The sequence below is a fragment of the Paenibacillus sp. 203 genome, assembly GCF_037027525.1.
In the GTDB taxonomy this organism is placed as follows: Bacteria; Bacillota; Bacilli; order Paenibacillales; family Paenibacillaceae; genus Paenibacillus; species Paenibacillus polymyxa_B.
In genome coordinates, this window is sequence record NZ_JAXCHD010000011.1 from 128,631 (window position 1) to 149,799 (window position 21,169).

Here is a 21,169-nt window from a genome sequence, read left to right on the forward strand (position 1 = left end):
GCAAAAAAACAATTAAATGAAAAGGATGGTCGTCACATCCTGACCTATGATATACTGTTTTAGACATAAAATGTTCACAATTTAAATCAATCAGTAAACCAAAGGGCTTCATCTGCTTTATTGATTTTGTAAGCGTTATCTTGTTCTGTGTGATTCTCATTAATCTATTGTGAGGAGGCTGAACGTATGAAGTTTGAAGAACTCCAGACTGTAGTTCCCACATCCAACATGGGCCCGTATGAACAAGCTTACAACAACTTTCAGTGGGAAGATGCAGAGCGTCATTTTACGTGGTATGAAACAGGCAAGGTAAATATGGCACATGAAGCCATTGATCGACATGTACAGGAAGGACGAGGGGAGAAAGCGGCACTATTGTATTGTGACGCAAACCGTCATGAAACCTACACCTTCTCTCAGCTTCGTGCTAGCTCTAACAGGTTCGGAAATGTGCTTCGCAAATACGGTATTGGTAAAGGGGAGCGGGTGTTTATTTTCATGCCGCGTTCACCCGAGCTGGTTATTAGTTTACTTGGTGTTCTAAAGGTAGGGGCTGTTGTCGGTCCATTGTTTGAGGCGTTTATGGAAACTGCGGTTAAGGATCGATTGGAGGATAGTGGGGCAGTAGCATTAGTGACCACACCTGCGCTTCTGTCACGGGTAAAACGTGAGGAGCTTCCTGAGCTGCGACATATTTTTGTGGTTGGTGATATGGATGAACGCGAGCAGGGAATTATCGATTTTGAGACAGAAATGCTCACATCCTCAGAGGAACTTGAGCCAGAATGGTTGAATCGTGAAGATGGATTAATTATTCACTATACATCAGGCTCAACAGGCAAGCCCAAAGGCGTGTATCATGTGCAAAATGCAATGATTCAGCATTACTATACTGGGAAAATGGTGCTGGATTTGCGAGAAGATGATGTGTATTGGTGTACTGCTGATCCTGGCTGGGTCACGGGAACATCATACGGTATTTTTGCTCCATGGCTAAATGGAGCGACGAATGTCATTCGTGGGGGGCGTTTCAGCCCGGAAGACTGGTACCGCACGATTGAGCGTCACGAAGTGACCATATGGTATAGTGCTCCTACAGCGTTTCGGATGCTGATGAGCGCAGGGGAGCAGGTTGTTTCCAAATATGATCTTAGCAGTCTGCGGCATGTTTTATCCGTTGGGGAACCGCTGAATCCAGAAGTGGTGCGATGGGGATGGCAAGTGTATACACAACGCATTCATGATACTTGGTGGATGACAGAAACAGGAGCACAGTTGATCTGTAATTACCCTGAGCTGCCGATTAAGCCAGGTTCGATGGGAAAGCCACTCCCAGGTATCCAGGCTGCTATTTTGGACGACAGAGGGCAGGTGTTGCCTCCTAACCGGATGGGCCACTTGGCGATCCGTACACCATGGCCATCCATGATGAATCGTATATGGAACAATCCGAACAAGTTTCAGGAATATTTCCGCTTTCCCGGTTGGTATGTATCGGGTGATTCAGCTTACATGGATGAGGACGGATATTTCTGGTTTCAGGGTAGGATTGATGATGTCATTAACTCCTCCGGGGAGCGCATCGGCCCTTTTGAGGTGGAGAGCAAGCTTCTGGAGCATCCTGCTGTAGCGGAAGCCGGAGTTATTGGAAAACCAGATACCGTGCGGGGAGAGATTATCAAAGCTTTTGTTGCACTGCGTGAAGGCTATGCACCGTCTGAAGCTTTAAAGCAGGACATCTATCGCTTCGTTAAGGAAGGGCTGTCTGCTCATGCTGCTCCACGCGAAATTGAGTTTAAGGAAAAGTTACCCAAAACCCGTTCCGGTAAAATTATGAGACGCGTGTTGAAAGCCTGGGAGCTTAACCTTCCTACAGGTGACTTATCCACCATAGAGGATTGAAGTGCTCTGCATATTAGAATTAAAAAAGGGAGTCTCCAAAGCCTTAATGGCTAAGGGGACTCCCTTTTTGTTAGGGCGAATCTCATCTTCACCCAACCTATCACTTTCTGCTTTTGTCTTCAGTTATGGACGGACGGCTCCGGAAGGAGCCGATTCCCCCATGGCATTCATGGAAGTGACACGAAACCAACCTTTTAGCTTTTTCCCTGACTTATATTCAAAGCTGGTAGATGCGGTAGAGCCTATGTTTGTAAAAGGCTCCGCACCGTTTTCGCTGTAATACACGTTATAGCCTGTAATAGCGTCCGCAGATTTACCTGCGCTCCATTGGAGCGCTACGGATGAGCCAGCGGCTTTAGCTTGAGGCTGTCCAGGGGCAGTAGGAACCTCTGTAGGCTGCGCACCTGTTCCATCTCCCTCGCCCGGAACGTTTGGAGACTCAGAATCTGCAGGTGGCACCACAGGTGCTGCGCTTGCTTTCGTGCTTGGCCCGGACTCATGACCGCCCACATCAACGGCAGTCACGTAGTAGCTGGAGCTGCTGCCTCCAGGGCTGTCAGAAAACACCTTGGAGCCGTCAGCCATAACGACCTTGCCAAGCCGTTGGAAGCTACCCCCATCTGTAGAACGATACAGACGGTATCCTACGACGTCGCTGTTTCCGCTTGGGCTAAAGCTGATTATGGCTTTACCGTCACTATAGCTTACGTTGACGCTAGATGGAGCGTTAGGGGCTGCTCCATCGTCCTTGCGTGGATCAATCTGAGTAGGAGCTTCCTTATCTGCATCCTGAGGCAGATAATAGGACAACGAGTTATGTCGTCTCATCACCTTAAAGGCTTGCTGAAGCTCTTTAATCAATTCTGAGATTGACTTTTCCCGTTTCCTAACGGTCCGTTCATATAACATATCATCCGGTGTACCATCGCGTGGAATATAATTCACACCTTGGTAGGTAATATATTTCGCACGGCTCACACCATTTTCACTGTTTTTAGGTGGATACTTACTGTTATAAATGTCCGAACCATACGCGGATGCTGTACGGCTTACAATGCCGTCAGGTCTCTTGAAGCTGTCCGTTTGGAACAGCTGAGCATCCTTAGCTGTTACTTCATTCATGATTAGAGCCCATAAGCGGCGAGCCCGCTCTTTTTGGACTTTCGTTTCAAGCTTATTGACAGGTTGCTTGTAACCAACCCATACACCCAGTGTGACGTCAGGCGTAAAGCCCTCGAACCAAACATCAGTGTAGGATTGCGTAGTGCCTGTCTTGCCGGCAATCGGAATCTTACCGGATTGATCAAAGTTCCGCTTCACCAGTCTGCCTGTGCCTTCCGACACGGCTGTACGCAACATATCTGTCATCAGGTAGGCGGTTTGCGGTGAGAAGGCCTGCACAGGATTAGGCTGATGCTTATATACAATATTGCCTTGCGAATCCACAATCTTTTCGATCATATAGGCATCATTAAACACACCGCCATTTGGAATGGCTCCATATGCATTCGTGAGTTCCTCGACGGTCACCCCGTGGGCTAAGCCGCCAAGTACACCCGTTTGGGCGTTGTTATCACTAGATTCCAAGGTGGTGATACCCAGTTTTTTAGCAAAAGCCCAAGCATTGCTAATCCCTACTTTTTCGTTAAACAGCTTGAGTGCTATCGTATTTAGCGATTGATTCAGTGCATAACGCGCCGTGACCAATCCTTGATAGCGGTTGTTAGAATTTTTCGGAATGTGATATCCATTACTGCCATCTTTCAAAATAATAGGGGCATCATCCACGATACTACCAGGCTGCACAAGACCGCTGTCCAATGCAGGGAGATAGGCAGCAATCGGTTTCATTGCCGAACCCGGCTGACGTACCATCTGGGTGGCATAATTCATCTGCTCCTTTTGGAAGTCCCGACCTTCCATCATTCCAAGAATGGCGCCTGTTTTATGCTGAATCAGAATAGCCGCTGCTTGTTCGTCACCCTTGGTTTTACTAGTGGCAGAGAAGTTGTTTTTATTTTCTGCAATTTGACGCATAGATTTGTATACGCTCTTATCAATGGTGGTGTACACCATATAACCGCCTGTGCGAAGCTGCTGTTCGGCTTCTTTGAGTAAATCGTTATCATCCTTTGTCTTGGTATCTGCACTGGCATTAGCTGCTTGACCCGGATTGGTGACAGACATGAGTGCCTGCGCAGCTTGTCGTTCTGTTTCCATCATAAGGTATGGATAGGTGTTATAAGCTTTAACAGTGCGTGGTGCGAGAGATTTTTTGATATCAAAAGCCATCGCTTCATCATACTGTGCTTTATTGATTTTGTTCTCCTCCAGCATTCGACTGAGTACCAGGTGCTGGCGGTTGATGGCTCTTTTAAAGCCAGCTTCATTAAACTCACCCTTACCGTTGAAAGCAGAATAAGAAGAAGGAAGCTGTGGCAAACCTGCTAGATAGGCAGCCTGGGCTATATTAAGCTCGTTCAGATCATTCTCATTAAAGATACCTTTGGCCGCTGCTTTAATGCCAAAGACGTTGTAACCGCTTGAACCATTACCAAAAGGTACTTTATTGAGATAGGCCGTAATAATTTGTTGCTTGCTTAGGAAGCGCTCAAGGCGCAGAGAAAGCAAAATTTCTTTGACCTTGCGGTCATCCGTGCGATCGAGATTTAGAAAGACACGACGTGCAAGCTGCTGGGTGAGGGTACTACCCCCGGTTTGTACGGATTCATGCAGCGCCTTTTGCTTCACAGCACGCAGCGTTCCCGACAGATCGACACCTTTATGCTCGTAAAAATGATTATCTTCAATGGCAATGACTGCGTCAATGACGAGTTGTGGAATCTCCTTAAACGTGACAGGTCTTCGATCTTCTTCTGTCCGAAGTTGTCCGATGGGAGAGCCATCATTGAAATAAGCGAAGCCTGTGATTGCATTCTTATCTACTTCCTGTAGGATCATGGATCTGGAACGCACGGGTTCGCTTTTTACAATAGAAGCAACATAGCCGGCGGCGGCTCCTCCTGCAAATAGTGCCCCCATAAAACCGATGATGACGACCCACTTTATGACACGGCCGAGCCTTCGCATGGTTGTCCGCAAGCGGGAAGGCTTTGGCTCTGATACATTGTTTTTTTCTTCAACCATTAAGTCTTCCTCCTTTATAACAGCCATTATTATAGCATAAAATTACAAAATGAACCCATATGCTAAAAAGCCTGTCTTTTGGTGTCGTTGACTACATAAAAGCAGTGTGGTATAAATAGGTCAAAGTAAATATCGTGAAAAGCAGAGAAAGACTTCAGTAGAAGGCGGATTCACGTTGTACAGAGAGCCGATGGGTGGTGTGAATCGGTAGCGTCCCTCCTTTGAATTACCGTCTGGAGCTGTCTGGATGAATGGAAAGCATTTGCAGATTTGCGAAGCTGCCATAGTAATCCAGTACCGGGTGTAGGCCCGTTATAGGAATGAAGTGAAAGAAATGTCTGTCTTTGACATGCGTTTCTTTAATTAGGGTGGTAACGCGAGCAGCTCCTTCTCGTCCCTTGGGATGAAAGGGGCTTTTTGGTTTGTCTAATATGTAATATTTTGGATGAAAAATAGGGGGTATACAGCATGAAGTGGGAAGAATTGAAGCCGGAGCAACAGGTAGAGGTCGAGCGACAGCTAGAGGTGATACGTCGTGGAGTAGCGGAAATTGTACCTGAGGATGAGCTGAAGCGTAAGGTTATTAAATCGGTCGTTAGCGGCGAGCCACTCAAAATTAAGCTGGGTCTTGATCCATCTGCGCCTGACATTCACATCGGACATACGGTTGTTATGCACAAACTGCGCCAGTTCCAGGAATTAGGCCATCAAGTGCAACTGATTATCGGAGATTTTACGGGAAGAATTGGTGATCCGACAGGTAAATCGGAGACTCGCAAGCAACTGACTGAGGAAGATGTACAGCGTAATGCACAAACGTACAAGGAACAAATTTTTAAAATTCTCGATCCTGAAAAAACAAAGGTATTCTACAATTCCGAATGGTTAGGGCCAATGTCTTTTGCTGATGTAGTAACCCTGTCGGCCAAAGTAACGGTTGCCCGTATGTTGGAACGGGATGATTTTACAAAAAGGTACCAAAACGGATTGCCGATCAGCATCCATGAGTTCTTTTACCCGCTGATGCAGGGCATGGATTCCGTGGCTCTCCAAAGCGATATTGAATTGGGGGGGACGGATCAGAAGTTTAATCTGCTAATGGGCAGAACCCTGCAAAAAGAATACGGAGTTGAGCCGCAGGCTACGATTACATTACCATTGCTTGAAGGGCTGGATGGCGTCCAGAAGATGAGCAAAAGTTTGGGGAACTACATTGGTGTTGATGAGGAGCCGAACGAAATATACGGTAAGTCCATGTCCGTTCCTGACGAGCTGATGCTGAAATATTTTGAGCTTGCAACGGATATCAACAACGAGGAGCTGGCAGAGCTGGCGAAAGGTGTTAAGGACGGCTCAGTGCATCCACGTGATGCCAAAATGAAGCTGGCTGGAACGTTAGTGCGCATGTACCATGGTGAAGAAGCAGAGGAAGCAGCGAAGCAGCATTTTGTGACCGTATTCCAGCAACGTGCGCTGCCTGATGATATTGAAGAGTTCACCTTGACGGCTGATCAGTTAGAAGAAGGTGGCATTCGTGTGATCCAGTTGCTGACTCATCTGGGCTTTGCAGCATCTAACGGTGAAGCCAAGCGCAGTATTCAGCAGGGTTCGGTCAAAATTAACGAAGAGAAATGGACCGATGTGAACGAAGCATACACGCCGAAGGAAGGCGACATTGTGCAGGTAGGTAAACGAAAATTTGCTAAAATCAAGCTTGGATAATGAAAATATATTCAAAAGCAGCGTTGAGATTGTATCGATCTCAGCGTTGCTTTTTTATTTCTGCAAAGTGAAAAGTCATGGTAAACTTAGCACAAATAATCAAACATGTAGGTAAAGAGTTATACATAATGAAAACGTGGGTTGCACAATTTCGGTGTAGGATCGATAACCAAAACAATTACAAGTGCGGGGAAGGATTATATGGACTACTTTAAACGAATTCAGTGTGCGATTGAGTTTATTGAATTGAATCTCCGGGAGGATCTAAAAATTGCCGATATTGCTTCACAGGCATGCTTTTCAGCTTTTCATTTCCAGCGGGTTTTTCAGGCCATTTCGGGTTTTACGGTTCAACAATATATAAGAAGGAGAAGATTGTCCGAGGCGGCTGAACAGCTAAAACAATCCAATCAAAAAGTGTTGGACGTTGCTATTGAGTATCAGTACAACTCACAAGAGGCTTTTACCCGCGCTTTTGAAAAGAATTTTGGGATCACCCCTGGGAAGTATCGTAACGGTGATATTGAGCTTCCTGGGCAAAGTAAAATCAATTTTCTGGATTACCAAAAAAATACGATGGGGGATTTGGATGTGAATAAGCCGGTGATATTGCAGCTCGAAACGGTCAAAATTGTAGGATATGAATATAAAACAAATCTGAATAATGAGCAGCACTATAAAGAAATCCCAGGATTTTATGGACACTTTGGAGCAAATGAATATTTTATGTGTATCCCGAACAAAATTGCACCGGGAATGTCATATGGGGTTGCCTGTCGATTTGAAGATAACGGTGCATTTTCATTTGTGGTGGGCGAGGCAGTTGAAAAAGAGTCAAAAGAACTGGCAGAGGGTTTCATATATATTGAGATTCCAGCAGGGAAGTATGCTGAGTTTGACGCTTCGGGTTCAGATGGACGGGTTCAGAATATACGAGACTTTATCTATGGCACATGGCTTCCTAATTCTAATTTTGAACGGAGGGAGGGGCCTGATTTTGAAATTACGGACGTGATGAATTCCTGCTATCCAGATCATTTGAGTATGAAGGTATACATCCCCATTGAATAAAACCCTCAGGCTCGATGCATAGAGAATATAAAAAAGCACCCGAATAAATTCGGGTGCTTTTTGGTGCTAATGCAAGGATTAGCGGTTGTAGAATTCGACGATTTGTTTTTCATCGATATCTTGGGACAATTCGCCACGCTCAGGCAAACGAATGAATTTACCTTCCAGAGCTGCGTCATTGTACTCCAGGTAAGCTGCCAAGTGGTTGCGGTTTTCCAAAGCTTCTTTGATGGAAGACAGGGAACGACTTCTTTCACGAAGACCGATCACGTCGCCAGGGCTTACTTGGTAAGAAGCGATGTCAACTTTTTTACCGTTCACAGTAACGTGACCGTGAGCTACCAATTGACGTGCGCCTGCACGGGAATTAGCAAAGCCAAGACGGAATACAAGGTTGTCCAGACGGCTTTCCAGCAAGAACATAAAGTTTTCACCAGCGATACCGTGCATGTGTTGAGCTTTGTTGAACAGGGTACGGAATTGTTTTTCACCCAAGCCGTACATGTGACGCAGCTTTTGTTTCTCTTGAAGCTGCATACCGTAGTTGCTGATTTTTCTCCGTTGGTTTGCACCATGTTGTCCCGGAGGGAAAGGGCGTTTCAATTCTTTACCTGTGCCGCTCAGGGAAATACCGAGACGACGGCTCAATTTAAATTTAGGACCAGTGTAACGTGCCATTATAGAGTTAACTCCTTCATAATTAAAATTTGAGTTGGGGCTCTCTTTGCGCTCCAATTTGTTCGGCGCTACCTATTAAGGTAAGACGCACTACTGACAGAAAAGTTCAGCCGCTGTCCTGTCAGCAACAAAAAAGATGAGGGTGACACAAACTGTTACGCCCAAAATTTAAGATCCGCACAGTAGATAGTTCTGCCGTACAGTCTTTTTCAATAATATATACTATATGTAAGACTAGGTCAATGTCAAGAAGAGAAAAAGAATGAAAACGTCAAAATTTGTCGATAGGGCTTTAGAACTAAAAAAGTGGGACGAATTTCTGAAAAATGGATGCAAATTTCTAAAGTTGAGAGTAAAATAGATCATATTATGAGCTATAGTGGTGTATAGCCGCTGTCTTGGTACAGCTAACTTTGCTGTGAAGGAGCGCCTTAATATGTCGGAATTTTCAACAACGGATCAGCAAATGCTTGACAGTAAAACAGTCCAGGCTAGCGGTGCTCCGCTGTTTGATGATAAAGGATATACGTCTTTTGCCTGGCTCCAGAACATGGATATGACACCCTATGATTTCCCCTATATTAATCAGCTTCTTGTCCAAGGATATCGGAGTTGGTTACAGCAGAGCAATGGTATATCTTGGATTAACGAAGAGTATACTGCTGTTTTTAATTTTATAGGTGTTCGTGTTGCTGGTAGGGAAGAAGATGATGACGAGGATTTGGATTTGGTCGAACGTTGTTGCATATCTAGAGAGATGGAAGTGAGCCAGCGCAAACTTCGTGATGGAAGCCTTGCGTTTGTGTATATGGTTCCCATACTATGCCGTAATTATAAGAGGGAGCCCTTTGCCGCTCTTCGTTTTACACAGCCTGTTCAACATTCTGTCTCAAATCAGGACACATTGTTAGTAGCTGCTTTACATTTTAAATCCTGCTTTTACTCGAAGTTTGAGTACATATTTATGGAAGATATCCTTGGGATGCAGAATCGAAGCGATCGTGAAGGTAGACGCCGTTCTATTTTATTTCAGATTGTAAAACGGATGCATGACAAAATTGACGTGGAAGGCGTGCTGGATGAGGTATTCGGGAGCATCGCCTATTTGTTTCCCCATGTAGATATCACCTTGTACATGAGTCAGGATCGACACAGTCGCAATCCGCAGGTCAAACCTTTGCTGCTGCATGAACGGGATGAAGATGTATGCGTTCGTGCATTTATGAAAGGGCAAATGGCTGTGAACGAGCCTGTCGGTACACAAGATGAAATAACTGAAATCGCCATCCCATTACGTGGCAAGCAGGGTGTATACGGTGTTTTCCATATGATTCTTCCATCGGGTGCGGATAGTATGAAAAAAGTGGATGTAGAGCTGATTGCCATGATGGCGGATACGGCTGGTACTGCATTTGAAAATGCGAAGCTGCTTGAGCAATCGAATGTACTTATCCATGAATTGCGTCTCATTAATGAACTGGTTCAGCGCTTGAATCAGAGCCTGAAGTTAAATGAAATATTTGAATTTGCCGTGCAGGAGTTATTAAAAATGTTCATGGCGGACTTTTGTTGTATTGTACAGCTTGATCAGGATGGAAATTGTTTTAAAGTCATGTCGAGTAATGTGGAAAGCTTAAGACTGGAAAGTTACCCTCTTGAAGATGGATTTGCAGGGCTGATACGCTTAACAGGAGAACCAGTGATTGTGTCGGACTATAGAAAGGATGGAAAGATATCCTCTCATTTTATGGATGCGACAGACTCCCAGTCTTTGATGGCTGTACCTATGAAGACCAGCGATACTCCTAAAGGGGTTATACTATTGTCCAGCAAGCTTCCACACTTTTTCTCTTACGATAATTACAAAATGCTGCAAATGCTAGCCCCTCATATCGGATTGGCGGTAACCAATGCTATGCTGCACGCTGAAGTGCGGCGATTGGCTAATATGGATATGTTAACAGGTCTGTATGTACGTCACTATGTGGACCAAATCATTCAGCAACATCAGGAAAAGGATTTCTGTGGATCTCTTATTTTGGTAGATATTGATCAATTTAAACAGGTGAATGATACGCATGGGCATCAGACGGGTGACGAAATTTTGATAAGTGTCAGCAATATCGTTCGTTCGGCGACTCGCGATGAGGATGTATGTGCAAGATGGGGCGGCGAGGAGCTTGCCATTTATTTACCGCAGCTGGGGGTTCAGCAGGCGCTCGAATATGCAGAAAAAATACGTTACCGTGTGCAGCATGAAACCGAGCCTCAGGTGACTGTTTCTTGTGGGATTGCTGAATGGAACTGGCTGGATGAGCAGATCAGTATTGAATCTTTATTTTATAGGGCTGATATGGCCTTGTACGAAGCGAAAAATGAAGGACGCAATCGAATAGTTGTTGATCATGTAGCCAATGTGTAGAGAATATTCCATAGGGAATGTTCTCTTTTTGTCTTGCATAACCCATTGCAGACAGGTAATCCTAAACGTAGCTATATCGTGTGTATGATTGAATTATAGGGAAAACACGATAAAGTGAACCAGGTAGCATAACTGCCTTGAAGCAGGCTTATTGCTCATGAGTACAGTTATGTTCAGGATAGGACGGATGATGGATGTATTGGAGAAAGCAATGGGTGATGCAGGTTTGTGTGTTCCTTGTAATAGGTGTGTTAAGTGGTTGTGCACTGGATCGACAATATACTCCTGAGCAGATTTTTAAGAGAGCTGTTGCAGGAATGGCCGGCAAAGAGATGGTAACGTTTACTGGACGAACTGCAATTAGAGCTGACAGTGGTCTGCCGACGAATAAGCAGTTTGAATATCGCGGTAGGCTAAGAAATCACGATGAATTGACCATGCACTGGGGCTCTGCAGTGGCTTTTCGTAAGCAAGGTGGCTACGCAGCTCTGCAACAAGGTAAGTCCGAGGATGATGTTACACAAGAACGTTTTCTTCGTCAGAGTGGAAAATGGGTTGCGCTGACATCCGGTTATCCCCCTCTGGTTAGAAATGGTATGTTAAATCGCTTTAATCCGATTCAGGAGCTTGAGGAATTAAATACACTGAATAAGAGCATTCGTATGGAAACGGGAGCTGCCCGGGGAACTTGGGTGTTGAGGATTGAACCGGAATCTGCTTCGGCAAAGCGCTGGTTGAAAGATCGTTTAATAAAAGAAATGAATACTTTAAACCCTCAAATCGGGATATTAAAAACGCAGCATACAGGAACGAATCGAGAACTGCAAAAGAAGTTGAGCCAAATATGGGCACAAAGTTGTGAGGATATGAGCAACCAGCTGGAGCAATCCATTGTGCGTACTGTGTATCATCTGACCATAGATCGCCAAACAGGTTTACCCTTAAAGCTTTCATCGGAATGCAGGATTTCCCGACAGGGAGCGAATGAAGAACTGCATCAAGAGGCTTTGATAACCAGAGTTACTTTTAAGGACTACAAGTAACGTGGCGGGCATGATACAATGAATTTTGAATTAACCATTGTTCAAAAAGAATGAAATAGAAAAGGAGAGACACTACATGAAAGATCCTAGAATACTAAAACTGGCGGAAAATCTGGTCGGTTACTCTGTTGAAGTGCAGCCTGGAGAAAATGTATTGATCGAAATGATTGGTACAGAGCGCGACTTGCTTAACGCCATCATTCATGAAGTTGGTAAAAAAGGTGGAAATGTTTTTGTACAACTTACAGACCGTAAGGTACAGAGCGCCATGCTTCGTCACGCGACAAAGGAGATGCTGGAGACCTGGGCTGAGATTGACCTTAACCGGATGAAGCAAATGCACTGCTACATCGGAATACGTGCAGGTGAAAATGTAAATGATCTGTCAGATGTGCCGGAAGATAAAATGAAAATGTATAATTCCATTTATCAGCATGCGGTACATAGCGAACAACGGGTGAAACACACTAAATGGGTAGTGCTGCGTTATCCGAATGACAGCATGGCTCAATTGGCGAATATCAGCACAGAAGCGTTCGAAGATTTTTATTTCGATGTGTGTAATCTGGATTATGCAAAAATGGACAAAGCTCAAGATGCATTGGCAGACCTGATGAATCGGACGGACAAGGTACGGATCAGCGGACCGGGTACGGATTTGAATTTCTCTATTAAGCAAATCGGAGCTATCAAGTGTTCAGGTCAATGCAATATCCCGGATGGCGAAGTATACAGCGCGCCTGTACGTGATTCCGTAAACGGAACTATCAGCTACAATGCACAAACCTTGTATAATGGTATTACTTTTGAAAATGTTAAATTCCGTTTTGAAAATGGTAAGATTGTGGAAGCGACGAGTAACGATACGAAGCGGCTGAATGATATTCTCGATTCTGACGAGGGAGCACGTTATATTGGCGAGTTTGCCATCGGATTTAATCCGCACATTTTACATCCAATGAAGGATATTTTGTTTGACGAGAAAATCGCCGGCAGCTTGCATTTTACACCGGGTCAAGCTTATGAAACAGCGGATAACGGTAATCGTTCATCGATCCACTGGGATTTGGTGTTGATTCAGCGTCCAGAATATGGCGGTGGTGAAATTTATTTTGACGATGTTTTGATTCGTAAAGACGGCATCTTTGTTCTGCCTGAGCTGGAGCCATTAAACCCTGAGAATTTAAAATAACGATATCCGTTCTTGCTGAGAAAGCGATTTCAATGTATTATTATGGGTGAGTAACGATACATGACAATTCAGTAAAGCGAGGGATCTCTATGTCCAATAATAACGCGGCGGTTGTTGAAATTGCACAGACGGCGAGCAAGTTCACCTCTTCCATCGTCCTTCATTCCGAAAATAAGTATATTGATGTGAAAAGTATACTGGGCTTGTTTACGACCCTAGTCAGCAGCCATAGCTATGAACTACACGTTCATGGACCAGATGCGGAGGAAGCTAAGAAAGCGATCATCGAGGTATTCGAGAAGCACGGACTTCATATTTCAGTAGCCAGCTAACTTTATTCTTGAAGCAAAAGCATCCCTACCTGTAACTGTAGGGATGCTTTTTTTGTCAGGTTCTTGTATTAGCCTGCAATTTGGTCTAATATTAAGGATAGGACGTCTTGTGCGACATTGAGACATAGGGGGGAAGAATCCATGACTTCATCTGATTTGCAGGAACAATTGAATATCAAGGCTATTAATCTGCTTCAGGAAGATGCAGATAAAATAAAGAAGCTTATTGAAGTACAGATGGAGAATCTGGCAACCCGTTATTGCCCTCTCTATGAGGAAGTGCTGGATACTCAGATGTACGGATTTTCCAAGGAAGTGGATTTTGCGGTTCGCGCTGGACTTCTTCCAGAAATGGTAGGTAAACAGCTGGTCAGTGAGCTGGAACGCAATCTGGCTATTCTATATGAGGCCATGAATAATAAGGCCAATTAGGAAGACGGTTGAATTGATGAGAGCATGCGGAGTTTGAGAGCATGCTTTTTTTGATGCCTTTTTTTAAAAAAATGTTCCTTTAGGATGGCAAAAGCGCCTCGCCCTTCCACCATCCTAATGCACATTTTAAAACCTTAAAAGCTACACAAGGAAGAAGGATACACCTAACAATACATACACTACCAGTAGCATGAGTCCCTCATACCAGTTGGTTGAGCCGTCCTGGGTGATGGATTTGGCGATAAATACAGCGACAGCAATGGCGACCAGCTCAATAGTGGTGAAAACAATATTCATCGTGTTTCCCATAAAGTAACTGACAAAAATCAGCACAGGGGCAACAAATAGCGCAATTTGCAAACTGCTGCCGACAGCTATTTCGACCGATGCACCGATTTTGTTTTTCATCGCCAGTAAAATAGCAGCGCTATGTTCTGCTGCATTACCAATAATAGCGACGAGGAAGGCACCTACGAACAATTCGCTGAGCCCAAATTGGGTTGTAAACACCTCCAGTGTACCTACCAGCCATTCGCTGACAAAAGCGACCATGACGGTAGCGAGTACCAAATAGGCAATGGATTTGTTTCTGGACCACACAGGGGTATGCTCATGTGGCAATTCTTCATCTTTTTGTTCGGTCACGTCAGCTAAATAGTCCTTATGCGTAATCATAGAAAAAATAAGCCACGCAATATACGCGACAATGAGCGTGCCTGCGACAATCAGGCTGAGCGTATCTGATTCGCTATCTGTGATAACGTGTGTGTTCAGAAAGACAGCTGGAACGAACAAGGCAATAACAGCCACAATCATCAGAGAACCACTTAATCCAGCCAGCGATATATTGAAATTTTGCACTTTGTACTTCAAACCGCCTGCGAACAGACTTGCTCCGAGCACCAGCAGCAGATTACCGATGATGGAACCGGTAAGACTGGCCTTTACCATATCGTAAAGACCTTCTTTAACGAGAAAGATGGCGATGATCAGTTCGGCTGCGTTACCAAAGGTGGCATTTAAGAACCCACCTAGACGTTGGCCAGCATAATGCGCGACACTTTCGGTCGCCCTGCCGAGAAAACCGGCTACGAATACAACAGAAATTGCACAAATGACAAATTGGGCTATTGCATTCCAATGGGTGTAATGAGCGACTGCGCTAAGAGCAAATGTCGCTATGAGCAAAGCGGGAGATAACCATTTTTTCAATGAAGAGCACCTCGATATCAATAGATGTGTACAAGTTTGGCGAAAGCTGTCACTTGTATGGATTTTCTAAATTAATATACCCAAAATGATATAGGTTGTAAACGAAAGTTGTTTTTCATACGTAGGGTTTGCATTTGGAGTGGCTGAGGCTTTACAATACAAATAAAGGATGGATGAAGGGGGACATAGGTCATGGCAGAGCAAATTCAACAACTGGAAGCAGGAAACATCAAGATTTCCAACGATGTCGTAGGTAAAATTGCCGGGATGGCCGCATTAGAGACACCGGGCATTGCTGCAATGTCAGGCGGTTTATCGGAAGGCTGGGCCAAAAGGCTGAGCGGTAAAAATGTACAAAAAGGCGTATCAGTGGAGGTTGGACAGCTGGAAGCTGCCATTGATCTACGTATTGTCGTGCTCTACGAAACACCTATTCATGAGGTATCCCGAATTCTTCAGCAAAATGTGCGAGAAGCCGTCGAAAGTATGACGGGTTTGCGGGTTGTGGAAGTGAACGTAAAAGTGGAAGGTGTCGCGTTCAAGGACGACGCAGTGTAAAAGAATCAGGAACCGACAAATTGATGTTTTTAACCAATTGTATACATGTCGGGAAATTCCGTGGGATAACCCGAATAAAAACACGAAAACTGGTGGTTATAGAATCGCCAGTTTTCGTTTTGTGAATCAACAGTATAGCCATTTTTGCAGAGGGCTCTCGTATTTTATACATAACCAAAAGAACTTCCAAAGCCACCGTTGTAAGTGGACCTTGGAAGTTCTTTTTTAGCGAAAACGGTTGGTTCTACGAGTTTGAAAGCGATTGGGTACTTCATTACGGACAGCTACCCCTGTGGTGCGTTCCTGCACCGCTTGTTTGGTGTTCTCACGAGAAATACTGAGCATAATGCCCATGGAAAACATCATGACAAGTAGGGAGGAGCCACCAAAGCTGATAAATGGAAGCGTTACGCCAGTGATTGGAATCGTTTGGGTTACACCGCCGATATTAATGAAGGCCTGAATGGCGATCAAACCCATGATGCCGGTGCCTACCAACGTTCCGAACGGATCATGACAACGCAGAGCAATGATCATGCCTCGCCAAATGAAATACAAATATAGCATCAGGAATATGGCTGTTCCGATAAATCCGAATTCTTCACCGATTACGGAAAAGATAAAATCATTAAACGAATTGGGGAGATAGTGTAGCTTGATAATACCTTTACCAAAGCCTGACCCGTTTAAGCCGCCTTCACCTATAGCTTGTAAGGACTGTACCAGATTGTATCCCGTTCCTTGTCTATATTTCTCGGGATTAAGAAAGGCTTGAAAGCGCCCGATTTTATAATCTTGCTGGGCAGCAGCTTGTCCATCTGTGGTTCCAGAATCTCCTCCAAACAACGACCCAATACCAAACACGATGGAAGCACCTAGCACGAGCAGAACAATGGATGCTGTAATATGCTTGACACTGGCTCCCCCGGCATAAATAATCAGACCACTCGTAGCAACCAAAATGAAGCAGGAACCTAAATCAGGTTGAAGCATGATGAGTCCTGCAACACAACCTACAATGACTGTTACAGGTATGTAGCCAGTCCGCAGATCTCTAAAGCGATCTCCTTTTTTGACGATGAGTGCGGATAAGTAAAGAATGATGGAAATTTTCGCAAGCTCCGTTGGCTGGAAGCCAACACTACCAAACCTGAGCCAGCTTTTTGCGCCGTTAAGTGAGCCTGTAAAAAGAACGATGATTAGCAGTAATATAGTTATGAAAAATAAAGGTACAAAAAGCTTTTTATATTTTTCCATCTTAATATTCATAGCTACCAACATAATAAAAAGTCCAAGTACAGCAAAAGCAGATTGGCGCTTCACAAAATATAAAGAATCAAAATTGTATTCTTTATTCAGCAGAGCTACGCTGGAGCTGGAGCTAAATACCATAATTACACCGAATCCAACCAGTAACAAAGTGAGGATCAGCAATTGGAAATCCGGTGTGCCTCTTCTTCGAGTCTCCGGCTTCGTATTTCTCATATCAGCTTCCCCCGGTATTCGTCACAAGGTATATTCCTCGCAGACGGTTATCATTTTATCGTTTATCCATTTTATCATATTATGTTTGATGGGCTTCTGCAAGCTCCCTGGAGCAACAGATATCGCAACAATTCCATATCTGCTACAATAGGATAAAAATGAAGACTTGAGAGTAGCGGTGCATACGTGGTGACGCTGCATGATTAATCGGGAACTTGCCCGATGCTTTAAAAGGAGAGGTGGAGCAGAATGACACAACATGTGATAGACGAGACCTGGTTTGATCGTTTGCAAGAAAACATGGTGGAATGGCGTAGACATTTACATAAGAATCCCGAAATTTCCTTTCAAGAAAGCAAAACCGCAGCTTTTGTAGCGGATAAGTTGGAGAGTTGGGGAATCGAGATTCGCCGTCAGGTAGGGGGACACGGTGTTGTAGGTACCATTCGTGGTGCTAAGCCCGGGCCTGTCGTCATGCTGCGCGCCGATATGGATGCTCTTCCTATTCAGGATGAAAAGGAATGTGAATATCGCTCCAGCGTGGACGGAGCCATGCATGCTTGCGGCCATGACGGACATACATCCGCGTTGCTTGGAACGGCTTACTATTTTAGTCTGAACCGGGACGAGCTGCAAGGAGAAATTCGGTTGTTGTTCCAACCTGCGGAGGAATTGTTGCCTGGCGGAGCGGTCAGTGTAATAAAGGATGGTGTATTGGAAGGTGTGGATGTCATTTATGGCATCCATTTATGGACACCTTTTACGGTCGGGACGGCCGCGAGTTGCGCAGGGCCGCTGATGGCGGCGGCAGACGATTTTTATATTGAAATCACAGGTAAGGGTGGGCATGGTGGCATGCCTCAGTCCACTAATGATAGTGTGGTGGCGGGTTCAGCTCTTGTTATGCAACTGCAAAGTGTCGTAAGCCGTTCAGTCGACCCTTTGCGACCTGCTGTGCTGACGGTGGGAACCATCCAAGGGGGCTCTGCGCAAAATGTGATCGCAGAAACGTGTCGCTTGAGTGGGACGATTCGTACGTTTGATGAGGAGACACGAACGGTAATGAAGGAGCGACTGCATGAGGTGACAGAGCTTACAGCCGCAACATACGGTACAACAGCACAGGTTCGCTATATTATGGGATACCCACCAGTTGTCAATGACGCACATGAAGCATCTCGTTTCTTTAATGAAGCAAAATCTGTTTTTGGCGAGGAGAATGTACAGGAAGCGTCGAAACTGATGCCTGCTGAAGATTTTGCGTATTATTTGGAACGTGTGCCAGGTTGCTTCATGTTCGTAGGAGCGGGTAACCCAGTTAAAGGAGCAGTTTATCCACACCATCATCCGAAATTTGATTTTGATGAGGATGCTATGATTAACGCGGTTCGTTTGTTTATTGCGATGTCTACGGGATATGCTGCGGAACGAAAAGCAGGGGCAATTAAGGGCTAAAATGAGTTGAATTGGGAACGGTTCAATCTGGAGTATGAGCTGAATGAAATGGGGTACCCTACTCTTGAAAAGGAGGGAGTACCCATGAAAAAAGTTCAGGAAGTTATGACTAAAAAATGCGTAACGGTTACCCCGCAGGACAATATTTATGAAATTGCGGTCAAAATGAAGGACAATGATACTGGTTTTATTCCGGTTGTGGAAAGCGAAGGCAGTGATAAGTTGATCGGTGTAGTAACGGACCGTGATCTTGTCGTTCGCGGCTATGCGGCTAAAAATTCAGGTTCGGGTTCGGTTGATACGGTTATGACGACAGGTATTCGTACAGCTAGTGCGGACATGTCGGTGGATCAAGCAGCTGAGCTGATGGCAGAGCAGCAAATCCGTCGTTTGCCCGTGACGGAAGGTGACCGTCTGATCGGGATTGTCTCGATCGGGGATTTGGCTGTTCGTAATATTTTTGCAGACAACGCTGGAGAGGCGCTTAGTCATATTTCCGAGCAGGTCCACTAGAAGAATAATTAAGGTAGGCATTGGTTTGGGGAGGTCTTTACCCCGAGCTTCTAATCAGGAGTTCAACCCGAATATGGGTTGGGCTCCTTGCTGTTCTGGTTGATATGCGAATAAACGGATAAGCTATTTATTATATAACTTTAAAATGATGTATGGTTAGATTATCAGGAGGTAGTTATGAATCCAGAACATCCTTGTATTGTACAACGTGATTTTACCGTTCTGCTGGAAATGGGCTTGCCCGGTTCAGAACGGGCTCGTTCACAGTTGCAGATTTATGCGGAGTTGGTTAAAAGCCCGTCCGCTTTTCATACATATCACCTCACTCCACTGTCTTTGTGGAACGCAGCTGCCCTCGGATGGAGTGCTGAGGACATTCAAAATAGTTTGAACTCCATGTCTCGTTGGGATATTCCACGTGATTTGTTGAAGGATATTGAACAGCTCGTTTCTCGTTATGGGACGTTGACGCTTTCAAGGGAGGGTACGGAAGAAGAGCGAACTTATAGCACAGATACGATTGGCGCATACCGTGCTGAACATGAGCCAGACGGAGGTATAAAGACAGGGAAAGCCAACAGCTATACAATAGGTGATCGCTTGATCTTGGGAGCAGAGACCCCCGCTTTACTGGATGAGCTTCTGATCAAGCAAGAGCTAGAACAGCTTGGTTTACTTCGCGTTGACGAGGTAAGCGCATCGGTCCCGCCCGAAAATCGGGGCTTGCTCAAGCAGGAATTAACGCGCTTGGGATATCCCGTTGTGGATACGGCAGGCTATCTTGAAGGGAATCAGCTTAGTTTTACCTTGGGAAAGGGACAAACGAAGTTGCAGCTTCGTGATTATCAAGTAAAGGCCGCTGATGCGTTTGAAGGAGCGGACGGCTTAGGGGGTAGTGGTGTACTGGTGCTTCCATGCGGAGCCGGAAAAACAGTGATAGGTATGGCGGTAATGAATCGGTTTCAGTGCGAGGTGCTTATTCTAACATCTAATACTACATCTGTACGTCAATGGGTAGAAGAGTTAAAGCAAAAGACGGATATTCCTGCCGATTCCATCGGGGAGTATAGTGGTCAGAAAAAAGAGGTGCGTCCGATTACGGTGGCAACTTACCAGATTTTGACACACCGTCGTACCAAAGATGGGGATTTTGAGCATATGAAACTGCTGAGTGAGCGGAAGTGGGGACTCATTATATATGATGAGGTTCATTTGCTACCCGCGCCAGTATTCCGGGCGACGGCTGACATTCAGGCTACCCGTCGTTTGGGGTTAACGGCCACGCTGGTTCGAGAGGATGGTTGTGAACGGGATGTGTTCTCTTTAATTGGACCCAAACGATACGATATGCCGTGGAAGGAGCTGGAGCGGCAGGGCTGGATCGCTCAGGTCGATTGTGTGGAGCTACGGCTTCCAATGACAGCTGAACTCTTGGAGCGCAGTATGCGTGCGGAGGGCAGACAGCAGTACCGAATTGCAGCCGAAAATCCGGTCAAACTGGAGGCGGTGCGTAGCCTGATGCAGCAGCACAGCGGTTTGCCCACGCTTATTATTGGTCAATATTTGGACCAATTGCGTATATTGGCTCAGGAGCTGGGCGTCCCACTGATTACGGGTTCAATGAGCCAGACCGAGCGGATGCGTTGGTTCGATGCGTTCCGCAAGGGTACAATTCGGACCCTATTGGTGTCCAAGGTTGCAAACTTTGCGGTGGATTTGCCAGATGCGGCAGTAGCCATAGAGGTATCGGGTAGCTTTGGCTCTCGCCAGGAAGAAGCGCAGCGACTGGGCCGTATTTTGCGACCAAAGTCGGGCGAGAATAAAGCTTATTTTTATGCGCTAGTGACGGAGAATAGCAAGGAGACGGATTTTGCAGCTCGTCGTCAGCTGTTTCTGATCGAGCAAGGCTATGAATATGCGGTTCGCAGATTTAGTGTGACAGAGGCTATCGGAGGCCGGAATGCTAAGTCTGGAGATCGTGGGAAGAAAAAGGAGGCCTAATCAA

At 45.3% G+C, this 21,169-nt stretch carries 16 protein-coding genes and 1 other annotated feature; of the genes, 12 read left to right on the forward strand and 4 right to left on the reverse strand.

Going from position 1 to position 21,169, the window contains the following annotated elements:
- Positions 1-186 precede the first annotated feature (186 nt).
- A complete protein-coding gene (gene acsA, locus WA407_RS22020) occupies positions 187-1,902 on the forward strand; it encodes an acetate--CoA ligase (RefSeq protein ID WP_165177400.1) in 1,716 nt (571 codons plus the stop codon).
- Between the two features lie 123 nt (positions 1,903-2,025).
- On the opposite strand, the gene WA407_RS22025 is transcribed toward acsA, so the two are convergent.
- A complete protein-coding gene (locus tag WA407_RS22025) occupies positions 2,026-5,049 on the reverse strand; it encodes a transglycosylase domain-containing protein (protein ID WP_235309492.1) in 3,024 nt (1,007 codons plus the stop codon).
- A 135-nt stretch (positions 5,050-5,184) separates the two neighbouring features.
- Positions 5,185-5,451 (forward strand) — a binding site (T-box leader).
- 66 nt (positions 5,452-5,517) lie between these two features.
- On the opposite strand from WA407_RS22025, the gene tyrS reads away from it, so the two are divergent.
- Together tyrS and WA407_RS22035 are read left to right on the forward strand one after the other, a co-directional pair.
- Positions 5,518-6,771, forward strand: a complete 1,254-nt coding sequence (gene tyrS / locus WA407_RS22030) for a tyrosine--tRNA ligase (RefSeq protein ID WP_165177396.1) — start codon at positions 5,518-5,520, stop codon at positions 6,769-6,771.
- A gap of 201 nt (positions 6,772-6,972) precedes the next feature.
- Positions 6,973-7,842, forward strand: coding sequence for an AraC family transcriptional regulator (locus tag WA407_RS22035; RefSeq protein ID WP_254349993.1), 870 nt, complete (start codon positions 6,973-6,975; stop codon positions 7,840-7,842).
- A 78-nt stretch (positions 7,843-7,920) separates the two neighbouring features.
- Here the strand turns inward: WA407_RS22035 and rpsD are convergent, their stop codons facing one another.
- Positions 7,921-8,520 carry a 30S ribosomal protein S4 gene (gene rpsD / locus WA407_RS22040; protein WP_061829003.1) on the reverse strand — a complete coding sequence of 200 codons (600 nt, stop codon included), beginning with the start codon at positions 8,518-8,520 and terminating at the stop codon, positions 7,921-7,923.
- A 436-nt stretch (positions 8,521-8,956) separates the two neighbouring features.
- Between rpsD and WA407_RS22045 the strand changes: the two genes are divergently transcribed.
- The 5 genes from WA407_RS22045 (at position 8,957) to WA407_RS22065 (ending at position 13,941) form a co-directional block, all read left to right on the forward strand.
- Complete coding sequence (locus WA407_RS22045) at positions 8,957-10,942, forward strand: sensor domain-containing diguanylate cyclase (protein ID WP_336078367.1); 1,986 nt, start codon at positions 8,957-8,959, stop codon at positions 10,940-10,942.
- Positions 10,943-11,160: 218 nt separating this feature from the next.
- Entirely contained in the window at positions 11,161-11,985 is an 825-nt protein-coding gene (locus WA407_RS22050; RefSeq protein ID WP_254328595.1) for a hypothetical protein, read from the forward strand.
- Between the two features lie 76 nt (positions 11,986-12,061).
- Entirely contained in the window at positions 12,062-13,177 is a 1,116-nt protein-coding gene (locus WA407_RS22055) for an aminopeptidase (protein ID WP_013310916.1), read from the forward strand.
- An 89-nt stretch (positions 13,178-13,266) separates the two neighbouring features.
- Complete coding sequence (locus tag WA407_RS22060; protein WP_013310915.1) at positions 13,267-13,509, forward strand: HPr family phosphocarrier protein; 243 nt, start codon at positions 13,267-13,269, stop codon at positions 13,507-13,509.
- Between the two features lie 141 nt (positions 13,510-13,650).
- Positions 13,651-13,941 (forward strand): YlaN family protein, encoded by a 291-nt coding sequence (locus WA407_RS22065; RefSeq protein WP_007431028.1) that lies wholly within the window; start codon positions 13,651-13,653, stop codon positions 13,939-13,941.
- A gap of 141 nt (positions 13,942-14,082) precedes the next feature.
- On the opposite strand, the gene cax is transcribed toward WA407_RS22065, so the two are convergent.
- A complete protein-coding gene (cax, locus tag WA407_RS22070) occupies positions 14,083-15,153 on the reverse strand; it encodes a calcium/proton exchanger (protein ID WP_336078368.1) in 1,071 nt (356 codons plus the stop codon).
- A gap of 192 nt (positions 15,154-15,345) precedes the next feature.
- Between cax and WA407_RS22075 the strand changes: the two genes are divergently transcribed.
- Complete coding sequence (locus WA407_RS22075; protein WP_235309494.1) at positions 15,346-15,711, forward strand: Asp23/Gls24 family envelope stress response protein; 366 nt, start codon at positions 15,346-15,348, stop codon at positions 15,709-15,711.
- 225 nt (positions 15,712-15,936) lie between these two features.
- Here WA407_RS22075 and ftsW read toward each other — a convergent pair whose 3' ends face one another.
- Positions 15,937-17,196: a putative lipid II flippase FtsW gene (ftsW, locus tag WA407_RS22080; RefSeq protein ID WP_061829008.1), complete on the reverse strand. Its 1,260-nt coding sequence runs from the start codon at positions 17,194-17,196 to the stop codon at positions 15,937-15,939.
- A 249-nt stretch (positions 17,197-17,445) separates the two neighbouring features.
- Between ftsW and WA407_RS22085 the strand changes: the two genes are divergently transcribed.
- The 3 genes from WA407_RS22085 (at position 17,446) to WA407_RS22095 (ending at position 21,165) form a co-directional block, all read left to right on the forward strand.
- Complete coding sequence (locus WA407_RS22085) at positions 17,446-18,651, forward strand: M20 metallopeptidase family protein (protein WP_336078369.1); 1,206 nt, start codon at positions 17,446-17,448, stop codon at positions 18,649-18,651.
- Positions 18,652-18,735: 84 nt separating this feature from the next.
- Complete coding sequence (locus WA407_RS22090) at positions 18,736-19,164, forward strand: CBS domain-containing protein (RefSeq protein WP_023989320.1); 429 nt, start codon at positions 18,736-18,738, stop codon at positions 19,162-19,164.
- Between the two features lie 177 nt (positions 19,165-19,341).
- Positions 19,342-21,165 carry a DNA repair helicase XPB gene (locus tag WA407_RS22095; protein ID WP_336078370.1) on the forward strand — a complete coding sequence of 608 codons (1,824 nt, stop codon included), beginning with the start codon at positions 19,342-19,344 and terminating at the stop codon, positions 21,163-21,165.
- The last annotated feature ends 4 nt before the right edge of the window (positions 21,166-21,169 follow it).

What these genes read in the sequence shown, in the direction of transcription:
- tyrS (WP_165177396.1), top strand. Translation starts at nt 5,518, where the DNA reads ATGAAGTGGGAAGAATTGAAGCCGGAGCAACAGGTAGAGGTCGAGCGA.
- WA407_RS22065 (WP_007431028.1), top strand. Translation starts at nt 13,651, where the DNA reads ATGACTTCATCTGATTTGCAGGAACAATTGAATATCAAGGCTATTAAT.
- WA407_RS22060 (WP_013310915.1), top strand. Translation starts at nt 13,267, where the DNA reads ATGTCCAATAATAACGCGGCGGTTGTTGAAATTGCACAGACGGCGAGC.
- WA407_RS22075 (WP_235309494.1), top strand. Translation starts at nt 15,346, where the DNA reads ATGGCAGAGCAAATTCAACAACTGGAAGCAGGAAACATCAAGATTTCC.
- WA407_RS22085 (WP_336078369.1), top strand. Translation starts at nt 17,446, where the DNA reads ATGACACAACATGTGATAGACGAGACCTGGTTTGATCGTTTGCAAGAA.
- WA407_RS22095 (WP_336078370.1), top strand. Translation starts at nt 19,342, where the DNA reads ATGAATCCAGAACATCCTTGTATTGTACAACGTGATTTTACCGTTCTG.
- WA407_RS22035 (WP_254349993.1), top strand. Translation starts at nt 6,973, where the DNA reads ATGGACTACTTTAAACGAATTCAGTGTGCGATTGAGTTTATTGAATTG.
- WA407_RS22090 (WP_023989320.1), top strand. Translation starts at nt 18,736, where the DNA reads ATGAAAAAAGTTCAGGAAGTTATGACTAAAAAATGCGTAACGGTTACC.
- WA407_RS22045 (WP_336078367.1), top strand. Translation starts at nt 8,957, where the DNA reads ATGTCGGAATTTTCAACAACGGATCAGCAAATGCTTGACAGTAAAACA.
- acsA (WP_165177400.1), top strand. Translation starts at nt 187, where the DNA reads ATGAAGTTTGAAGAACTCCAGACTGTAGTTCCCACATCCAACATGGGC.
- WA407_RS22025 (WP_235309492.1), bottom strand. Translation starts at nt 5,049, where the DNA reads ATGGTTGAAGAAAAAAACAATGTATCAGAGCCAAAGCCTTCCCGCTTG.
- rpsD (WP_061829003.1), bottom strand. Translation starts at nt 8,520, where the DNA reads ATGGCACGTTACACTGGTCCTAAATTTAAATTGAGCCGTCGTCTCGGT.
- ftsW (WP_061829008.1), bottom strand. Translation starts at nt 17,196, where the DNA reads ATGAGAAATACGAAGCCGGAGACTCGAAGAAGAGGCACACCGGATTTC.
- WA407_RS22050 (WP_254328595.1), top strand. Translation starts at nt 11,161, where the DNA reads ATGCAGGTTTGTGTGTTCCTTGTAATAGGTGTGTTAAGTGGTTGTGCA.
- WA407_RS22055 (WP_013310916.1), top strand. Translation starts at nt 12,062, where the DNA reads ATGAAAGATCCTAGAATACTAAAACTGGCGGAAAATCTGGTCGGTTAC.